The sequence below is a fragment of the Streptomyces sp. NPDC057486 genome (assembly GCF_042802415.1).
Lineage (GTDB): Bacteria > Actinomycetota > Actinomycetes > Streptomycetales > Streptomycetaceae > Streptomyces > Streptomyces yanii.
The window spans coordinates 1-8,386 of the sequence record NZ_JBHVEE010000231.1 but is presented as its reverse complement, the minus strand read 5'-3'; the positions used below and the strand labels follow the sequence as shown (position 1 = coordinate 8,386).

Here is an 8,386-nt window from a genome sequence, read left to right as displayed (position 1 = left end):
TCGTCCTCGTACTGGACGTACTCGGACGACCCCGACAACGCAGCGAGCGTGCGTGCCGGGCGTCGCCGGGCAGGCGGGACTTCCGACACACGCCCTAGCGACGCATCGGCTCGCCGAAGAGATCCACGGCGACCCGCACGTCCCTGAGTGCGGATGCCAGCGCGCTGACCGAGCCGATCGCCCCCGCGATCAGCAGCAGTGAACGGCGCAGCCGCGGAATCTCGGGCACGCCGGTGGCCGCCATCGCGTCCAGGGCCGCCAGTTCGTCCTCGGCGATCCCGCGGTCGGGAAACTCGGCGAGATGTCCCGCCAGCTCGCGGCGGAGCCGCGAGACGGCCGTACGCAACTCCGTCACCCTCGGGTCCTCGTCACTGCTGGTCACCCGCGTCCGCCCCACGCTTCGCAACAAAGCACTCCCCCTCGCACATCTTTGTGCCGGTGTTTCACCCCTGCCCCGGACCGTGGTCAAGTGTCCGGGGGTGCGGGCAAGTTAACGCCATGAAAGGTGCCGTGCGCCACTCCGGGGACTGAATTCGGGGTGACCGCGAGGGGACGCGGGCCACGGCCGGGTCGGGTAGGAATTCATGGGCATGGTGAGGTATCCAGGGCCTCATGGCTCATTCATCTCATCCCGTCGTCGCAGGTCTGCTGCTCGCCGCCGGCGGTGGCCGGAGGCTCGGCGGCCGGCCGAAGGCGTTGCTGGAGCACCGCGGGCGGCCGCTCGTCGAGCACGCCATACGCATTCTGCGGGAGGGCGGATGCGACCCCGTCCATGTGGTGCTCGGCGCCGCGGCGGACGAGGTGCGAGCACGGGCGGACCTCTCGGGATGCGCGGTGACCGTCAACCCTCATTGGCCGGAAGGCATGGGTTCCTCACTGCGGGCAGGGCTCGGCGCACTCTCCGGCACGGAAGCGGACGCGGCGCTCGTCCTCCTGGTCGACCAGCCGGGCATCGGTGCGCAGGCGGTGGCGCGGGTCCGGTCCGCGTACCGCTCCCGGGTGACGCTGGCGGCAGCCTCGTACGACGGGGAGCGAGGCCATCCGGTGCTGTTCGGTGCCGACCGGTGGACAGACATCACGGCGGGTGCCGTGGGCGATCAGGGGGCGCGTGCGTACCTGCGGGCGCACCGCGATGCGATCACCCTCGTCGAGTGTTCCGATGTGGCGGAGGCCTACGACATCGACACCGCGGAGGACCTGAGGCGCCTCGACTGAACGGGCTGTGCGCGCGCTGGCACGCTGCGCCACCGCCACCCCACTTGTGTCGACCCGGAGAATCTCGACATCAACAAACCATTGAACTTCCACCATGAGGAAACTACTATCCACTGGTCAGAAGCGCTCTGTACCCCAGACGGCGCCCACGGCCGTATCCCGGAGCCCTGGCACGCCGTGCCATAGAGGCGACCCGGCGGCCACGAAGGCGCCACCCGCACCGCCCGCTGAAGGAGTGACAGCTCATGTCCGCACCAGCGCCGTCCCCGCTGGCCATCGTCGATGCCGAGCCCCTGCCCCGGCAGGATGAGGTCCTGACCGACGCGGCCCTCGCGTTCGTGGCCGAGCTGCACCGGCAGTTCACGCCCCGCCGTGACGAGCTGCTCGCCCGCCGCGCCGAGCGGCGCGCCGAGATCGCCCGCACTTCCACGCTGGACTTCCTGCCCGAAACGGCGGCGATCCGCGCGGACGACTCCTGGAAGGTCGCCCCGGCCCCGGCGGCGCTGAACGACCGCCGGGTGGAGATCACCGGTCCGACCGACCGCAAGATGACCATCAACGCCCTGAACTCGGGCGCCAAGGTCTGGCTCGCCGACTTCGAGGACGCGTCCGCCCCCACGTGGGAGAACGTCATCCTCGGCCAGCTCAATCTGATCGACGCCTACGAGCGCCGCATCGACTTCACGGACCCCGGGTCCGGCAAGTCGTACGCACTGAGGCCCGCCGACGAGCTCGCCACGGTCGTCACCCGCCCCCGCGGCTGGCACCTGAACGAGCGTCACCTCCAGCTCGACGGCACCCCGGTGCCGGGCGCGCTGGTCGACTTCGGCCTCTACTTCTTCCACAACGCCCAGCGCCTCATCGACCTCGGCAAGGGCCCCTACTTCTACCTCCCGAAGACCGAGTCGCACCTGGAGGCCCGCCTCTGGAACGACATCTTCGTCTTCGCCCAGGACTACGTCGGCATCCCGCAGGGCACGGTCCGCGCGACCGTCCTGATCGAGACGATCACCGCCGCGTACGAGATGGAGGAGATCCTCTACGAACTCCGCGACCACGCCTCCGGGCTGAACGCGGGCCGCTGGGACTACCTCTTCTCCATCGTCAAGAACTTCCGTGACGGCGGCTCGAAGTTCGTCCTGCCGGACCGCAACGCGGTGACGATGACGGCCCCGTTCATGCGCGCGTACACCGAACTCCTCGTCCGCACCTGTCACAAGCGTGGTGCGCACGCGATCGGCGGCATGGCGGCATTCATCCCGTCCCGCCGCGACGCCGAGGTCAACAAGGTCGCCTTCGAGAAGGTCAAGGCCGACAAGGACCGCGAGGCGAACGACGGCTTCGACGGCTCCTGGGTCGCCCACCCGGACCTCGTCCCGATCGCGATGGCCTCCTTCGATGCGGTTCTCGGCGAGAAGCCGAACCAGAAGGACCGCCTGCGCGAGGACGTCTCCGTGGCGCCGGGTGACCTGATCGCCATCGACACCCTGGACGCCAAGCCCACGTACGACGGCCTGCGCAACGCCGTCGCCGTCGGCATCCGCTACATCGAGGCGTGGCTGCGCGGCATGGGCGCCGTCGCCATCTTCAACCTGATGGAGGACGCCGCCACCGCGGAGATCTCCCGCTCGCAGATCTGGCAGTGGATCAACGCGGACGTGGTCTTCGAGAACGGCGAGCACGCCACGGCGGACCTGGCCCGCAAGGTCGCCGCCGAGGAACTCGCCGCGATCCGCGAGGAGATCGGCCAGGAGGCATTCACCTCCGGCAAGTGGCAGCAGGCCCACGACCTGCTTCTGCAGGTGTCGCTGGACCAGGACTACGCGGACTTCCTGACACTGCCGGCGTACGAACAGCTGGTCTGAGCCACTCCGAGTCCGTAGAGCTTTCCGCCCCCGGTACCGCACAGCACCGGGGGCGGAGCGCTGCCGCCCGGTCGGCCCTCACCCCGCGCTCAACGAGAGGTCGACGCGTCCGAGTCCGCCTCGGCCGCCGTTTCGTCGAGCGACCTGAGTACGGTGCCGGGCTCGCCGCCCTTCCGTACGGCCCGGCCCACATCCGTACGTATCGCAGCCCTGACGGCCGGCCAGGAACGCATGTTGACCGGCGCGAACTGGGCCTGGGCCATCTGGTCGACGAACTCCCGCAGCGGCCCTTGCGAGGACTCCGCGCCCACCGCGTCGGCCGCGGAGTAGGTCACCGGGAGCGCGGACCCGCTGCCGCCGTACGTCAGCGCGGACGTGCTGCTGTACAGGAAGTCGAGGAAGACACCGCACTCCTTGCGGCGGTTGTTCCTCTTGAACGCCATCAGCCAGTCGCTCAGCCCCAGGGGCACCGGGGCGCCACCGTCCTTCTCCGGGAACGGGGCGTGCGCGTACGGGATGCGCGCTCGATCGGCGGCGCCCATCAGGACGGGATGGGCGATGAGCATCCCGATCTCGCCGCGCAGGAACTGTGCGTACGCAGCCGTCCTGTTGAGCTCCGAAGGGGCCGCGCCGGCCAGCCCCTCGGCAACGAGCTCGTCCCGCACCCAGGTCAGGGCGTCGACATTGGCCGGGACCTCGAAGGCATACCCCGTCAGGTCCGTGTACCCGCCACCGGCCGCCAGCAGCCAGGACAGGGCCTCGTCCTCGGCAGCCTCGGGACCGAGCTGGAGCCCGTATGGCGTTTTCACACCGCTCGACTTCAGCGCCTCGGCGGCCGATCGCAGCTCACCCCACGAGGTCGGGGCACCATCGAGGCGCGCCCGCCGGAAGAGCTCCTTGTTGTAGAACAGCCGCGGCGTGCTGGCCAGGAACGGGATCCCGTACGAGGCATGGTCGACCGTGCCCGCGTCGGCGAAGGACCGGATGAAGTCGGCCTGCGTGGCGATGTCGAACAGCTCGGACATCGTGTACAGCTGGTCGTCCTCGGCATAGGGCGCGAAGACGTTCGACTGCGCCAGGTCCGGCGCCCGTCCCTCCTCGACCCGCTGGGCGAGCGTCCTGTCGATCCTGTCGTACGGGATCCGCTCCAGATCGACCCGGATGCGGGGGTGCCGCTTCTCGAAGGCGGCGACGACCTTGCCCCACTGGTCGCCGAGCGAAGCGCCCACGCTCTTGTCGTAACTGGCCACAAGCACATCGAGCTTCGCACCCGGATCCGCGCCGCAGCCGGTGAGCCCGAACGCGGCCGTGGTGCCGGCCAGGCCGGCTGTCTGAAGAAGGAACTGCCGCCGACGCACCGCTCTTGCCACCCCTTGCTCGTCCCGCACATGCCACACATTCCAGTGATGGCAGATTCTGCCACATAGGCAATTCCTGCCGACCAGTTGCAGGGCCCTCGAGGGCATAACCTGACCCGCATGCAAGGTGGCTCGTTGACGGAGCGGCGCAAGGCCGCGACCCGCTTGGACATCGCCCGTACGGCGGCGGCGCTCTTCGTGGAACACGGCCTGCGGACCACGCGCGCCGAGGACATCGCTCGCGCCGCGGGCGTCGCCCCACGCACCTTCTACCGCTACTTCGCGACCAAGGAAGAGGCCGTCGCGCCACTGCTCGCCGTCGGCGCCCGGCAGTGGGCGGAGGCGGTGCGGGACGCCCCGGGCGCACTGTCCCTGCCCGATGCGATGCGGCACGCGGCGGCCCGCGCACTGGTACCGGCGTCCGGTGACACGGCGGCCGCGGAGTCCCTGGAGTGGGTGCGGTCGCTGCTGAGGATGGCGGCCGACAGCCCGACTCTGCGGTCGGTATGGAACGACGCCTGCCACGAGTCCGAGGCCACCCTGGCGACCGTGCTCGCGGCGCGGGCCGGCCTCCCCGACGGGGCGGACCCGCTGGACATCCGGCTGACCGCCGGGGTCGCCAGTGCGGCGGTACGGGTGGCCGTGGAGGCCTGGGCGGCGAGCGACGCCCCGGCGGACGGGCCGCTGGGGCCCGCGGCATTGGCGGCACGCTGCCTGACCGCCACGGAGGACGCGCTCCGCGTGGTTTGACCGTCCACTGCGGGTGGGGAGTCAGAGGTGTGGTCCGTGGGGCAGCCGAGGAGACATCAGATGCACGGAGGCCGGGTCGTCGTCGTGGGCGGCAGCGTCGCCGGATGCGCCGCCGCACTGGCCGCGCACCGGGGCGGCGCCGACGAGATCGTGGTCCTGGAGCGCGCGCCGGGCCGGTTGGCGGAGCGGGGCGTCGGGCTGGCCGTGCACGACGACCGTTACGAGGAGCTTCGGTCGGCCGGGTATCTGGACGCGGGGATGCCCTGGATCCAGCTGAACCGCCGGCGCTGGTACGTACGCGGCGAGGGCGGCGCACCCCTCGGACAGCTGATCGGCGAGATGCCCTTCCCGTTCCGTACGTACAACTGGGGTCCGCTCTGGCGGGAGCTGCGGACCCGGGTTCCGGACGAGGTCGAGTACCGCACCGGCACCACCGTCGGCGCGGTGCGGCACACCCCGGACGGGGTTGCCTTACGCATCACGGGCGTCGACGGCGGCGACCGTACCGAGGTGTTCGACTTCGCCATCGGTGCGGACGGCTACCGCTCCCTCGTCCGCACCGAGGTCTGCGCCGGGCTCGCCACCGCGGCTCGCCCCGAGTACGCCGGGTATCTCGCCTGGCGCGGCGCCTTCCCCGTCTCCAGGATGTCCGCCGCCGACCGGCGCCTGTGGGACGTCGAGGAGTGTGCGTACGCCGTCTTCCCGGGCGGTCACGTGATCACCTACCGCATCCCGGACGCCACCGGCGGCCACCGGGTGAACTGGGTGCTCTACACCGCTCCTCCCCCGGATCTCGAACTGTCGCTGGAGACGCCGACGAGTCTGCCGCCCGGCACACTCACCGACGCATTGCACTCCCATCTCGCACATATCGCCGCCGAGTTGCTGCCACCGTACTGGGGCGGACTGGTCGGCCTGACGGCGCCGGACGAGCTGTTCGTCCAGCCGCTGTACGACTTCACGGCGCCGCGCTACGCCACCGGCCGGCTCCTGCTGACCGGCGACGCGGCGACCGTGGCCCGCCCGCACACCGGCGCGGGTGCGGTCAAGGCGCTCCAGGACGCGACGGCACTGGAGTCGGCACTCAGGTCCGCACCCCACTGGGCCGAGGCACTCCGTACGTACGGCTCCGAGCGCGCCGCGGCCGGCCGGGCCATGGTGGAGCTGGGGCGGCGACTGGGGCAGGCCCTGGTGGAAGCCACACCGGAGTGGGGGTCCATGGATCCGGCGGCGCTGGATACCTGGTGGCAACGGGCCGCCGCGGGCGGCGGGTTCGGTGGCCGTGCCCTCAAGGCGTGACCCCCGAACGGGAGGCTTCCTGGATCGATGGCCCGTTCGGTGCGGCTTCCCGCTCGCCCCGTCCGTCCGCGTGCGTCCCTGTCAGCCGCCGAGGACGACGGTGCGCCGGGCGGAGAAGTCACCCCACTTCCCGTCCGGGAGCTTGGCTCGGATCTTCATCGAGTACCGCGTGCCGCGCGGGTCGCCGACGGTCAGCCGGTAGCTCGCCCACCCCTCGGGCGGCTTGCCGCCCCACACGATCGTGCTGGTCAGCCGGCCGTCGATGAAGAGTTGGTACGCGGGGATCTCGCCGCCGGTGTCCGGCTGCTTCCAGTCGAGGTCGATCACGTACTCCTCGCCCTGCACCCGACTGTCGGTCCGCAGCTCGGTGGGAGCGGTGTTCGCCGGGGCGCCCGGGGCCGACGGGGTGGTGAGTTCGAGGTCGTTGCTGTCCGGCGAGGACGTGTCGGCGGCGTCGCGGGCCCGGACGGTGAAGGTGTAGACGGTCCCGGGGCGGAGCCCCGTGAGGTGGGCCGTGGTCTGTGTGCCGGGCACGCTGTGGATACGGGAGTCCTCCTGGTAGATGTCGTACGAGGTGACGCCCACGTCATCCGTCGAACCTCCCCAGGACAGGGTGGCCGACCGTCCGCCGTCGGCCTTGCCGCGCAGCTCGACCGGGCGGGTCGGCGGCCCGTGGTCGGCAGGCGTGGGCGCGGGGGTGGTGACGGCGACGGCCCTGCTCGGGGCGGAGAGGTTCCCGGCGGCGTCGCGGGCCCGGACGGTGAAGGTGTAGGCGGTCGAGGGGGTCAGTCCGCCGACATCGGTCATCTGCCGGGTCGCCGCGACGGACGTGACCCGCTTGCCCGTGCGGTGGACCTCGTAGCCGGTGATCGCCCTGTTGTCGGAGGACCGGTTCCACATGACGTGGACGGAGGTGGCGCTGCTCGCCTGCGCCGTCACCCCGCCGGGCGCGGTCGGTCTCTGTGTGTCGGCGGCGTCGGCGGTCCCGCCGCAGGCGGTCGGCGTGGCGAGGAGCAGGGCGGCGGAGGTGGCCAACGCGGCGTGTACGTGGGGGCGTTGCACGGTCTTGCCTTCCATCCGGCAGCAATGGTCTGGACCTATATGACACTGCTGGCGGGTCCACGACAAGAGGATGGGGCGGTACGTTCCGCATCTGCCGGTGCGGGGTGTGGACTCCCCTCGCGAGGACCGATGAGTTCCGTGTGCCGGAGCGGTCTGAAGAGTATGGATACCGAAAACACGACGACGCCCACGGCCGATCTGGGACCTGCCGCACGCCAGATCGCCGCACTGCTCGACGGCATCGAGGAGAAGCAGCTGGCCGACCCCACCCCCTGTCCCGACTATGCGGTACGGGAGCTGCTCGCCCATCTCGTCGGGCTGAGCATGGCCTTCCGCGACGCGGCGCGGAAGGATTTCGGGCCGACGACCGACAGCTCACCGGCCGCCGCACTGCCGGTCCTCGGCGACGACTGGCGGGAGGCACTGCCGCCCCTGCTGGACGAACTGGTGACAGCCTGGCGCGACCCTGCCGCCCGGCAGGGGATGACCAGGGCGGGCAGTGTGGATCTGCCGGGCGAGGTGGCCGCGATGGTCGCACTGAACGAGCTGGTCGTCCACGGATGGGACCTGGCCCGGTCCACCGGGCAGGCGTACGAGGCGGACGAGGCGAGCCTGCGGGTGTCGCTGGCCATGCTGACGCCCCGCGACGACGTCCCGCGGCCCGACATCTTCGGACCGCCGGTCCCCGTACCGTCCGACGCGCCCCTCGTCGACCGGGCGATCGCCATGAGCGGCCGGCACCCGGACTGGCAGCCCGGGGGCTGACGTCTGTGCGGGACGGCCGCCGCCGGAGGGCGTGGCCGGGCCCGCCCCACGACCGGCCGATACGGCGGGCCG

At 71.2% G+C, this 8,386-nt stretch carries 8 protein-coding genes; 5 read left to right on the top strand and 3 right to left on the bottom strand.

Features of this window, described 5'->3' with window-relative positions; genetic code table 11:
* Positions 1 to 94: 94 nt before the first annotated feature.
* Positions 95 to 397: a DUF5955 family protein gene (locus ACFU6I_RS46770; protein WP_384380198.1), complete on the bottom strand. Its 303-nt coding sequence runs from the start codon at positions 395 to 397 to the stop codon at positions 95 to 97.
* A gap of 215 nt (positions 398 to 612) precedes the next feature.
* Between ACFU6I_RS46770 and ACFU6I_RS46765 the strand changes: the two genes are divergently transcribed.
* Together ACFU6I_RS46765 and aceB are read left to right on the top strand one after the other, a co-directional pair.
* Positions 613 to 1,215, top strand: coding sequence for an NTP transferase domain-containing protein (locus ACFU6I_RS46765; protein WP_384380195.1), 603 nt, complete (start codon positions 613 to 615; stop codon positions 1,213 to 1,215).
* Positions 1,216 to 1,460: 245 nt separating this feature from the next.
* Positions 1,461 to 3,080 carry a malate synthase A gene (aceB, locus tag ACFU6I_RS46760; RefSeq protein WP_384380192.1) on the top strand — a complete coding sequence of 540 codons (1,620 nt, stop codon included), beginning with the start codon at positions 1,461 to 1,463 and terminating at the stop codon, positions 3,078 to 3,080.
* A gap of 89 nt (positions 3,081 to 3,169) precedes the next feature.
* On the opposite strand, the gene ACFU6I_RS46755 is transcribed toward aceB, so the two are convergent.
* Positions 3,170 to 4,468, bottom strand: a complete 1,299-nt coding sequence (locus tag ACFU6I_RS46755) for an extracellular solute-binding protein (protein WP_384380189.1) — start codon at positions 4,466 to 4,468, stop codon at positions 3,170 to 3,172.
* A gap of 105 nt (positions 4,469 to 4,573) precedes the next feature.
* Between ACFU6I_RS46755 and ACFU6I_RS46750 the strand changes: the two genes are divergently transcribed.
* Together ACFU6I_RS46750 and ACFU6I_RS46745 are read left to right on the top strand one after the other, a co-directional pair.
* Positions 4,574 to 5,188: a TetR/AcrR family transcriptional regulator gene (locus ACFU6I_RS46750; RefSeq protein WP_384380186.1), complete on the top strand. Its 615-nt coding sequence runs from the start codon at positions 4,574 to 4,576 to the stop codon at positions 5,186 to 5,188.
* A gap of 60 nt (positions 5,189 to 5,248) precedes the next feature.
* A complete protein-coding gene (locus ACFU6I_RS46745) occupies positions 5,249 to 6,487 on the top strand; it encodes an FAD-dependent monooxygenase (protein ID WP_384380183.1) in 1,239 nt (412 codons plus the stop codon).
* 81 nt (positions 6,488 to 6,568) lie between these two features.
* Here the strand turns inward: ACFU6I_RS46745 and ACFU6I_RS46740 are convergent, their stop codons facing one another.
* Positions 6,569 to 7,564: a fibronectin type III domain-containing protein gene (locus ACFU6I_RS46740; RefSeq protein WP_384380180.1), complete on the bottom strand. Its 996-nt coding sequence runs from the start codon at positions 7,562 to 7,564 to the stop codon at positions 6,569 to 6,571.
* Positions 7,565 to 7,711: 147 nt separating this feature from the next.
* Here ACFU6I_RS46740 and ACFU6I_RS46735 point away from each other — a divergent pair, with 147 nt between their 5' ends.
* On the top strand, positions 7,712 to 8,314 hold the full coding sequence (locus ACFU6I_RS46735) for a TIGR03086 family metal-binding protein (protein WP_384380177.1): 603 nt from the start codon (positions 7,712 to 7,714) through the stop codon (positions 8,312 to 8,314).
* The last annotated feature ends 72 nt before the right edge of the window (positions 8,315 to 8,386 follow it).

Excerpts from the sequence above, each read along its gene's own strand:
- ACFU6I_RS46765 (WP_384380195.1), top strand. The coding sequence starts at position 613 with ATGGCTCATTCATCTCATCCCGTCGTCGCAGGTCTGCTGCTCGCCGCC.
- aceB (WP_384380192.1), top strand. The coding sequence starts at position 1,461 with ATGTCCGCACCAGCGCCGTCCCCGCTGGCCATCGTCGATGCCGAGCCC.
- ACFU6I_RS46745 (WP_384380183.1), top strand. The coding sequence starts at position 5,249 with ATGCACGGAGGCCGGGTCGTCGTCGTGGGCGGCAGCGTCGCCGGATGC.
- ACFU6I_RS46740 (WP_384380180.1), bottom strand. The coding sequence starts at position 7,564 with ATGGAAGGCAAGACCGTGCAACGCCCCCACGTACACGCCGCGTTGGCC.
- ACFU6I_RS46735 (WP_384380177.1), top strand. The coding sequence starts at position 7,712 with ATGGATACCGAAAACACGACGACGCCCACGGCCGATCTGGGACCTGCC.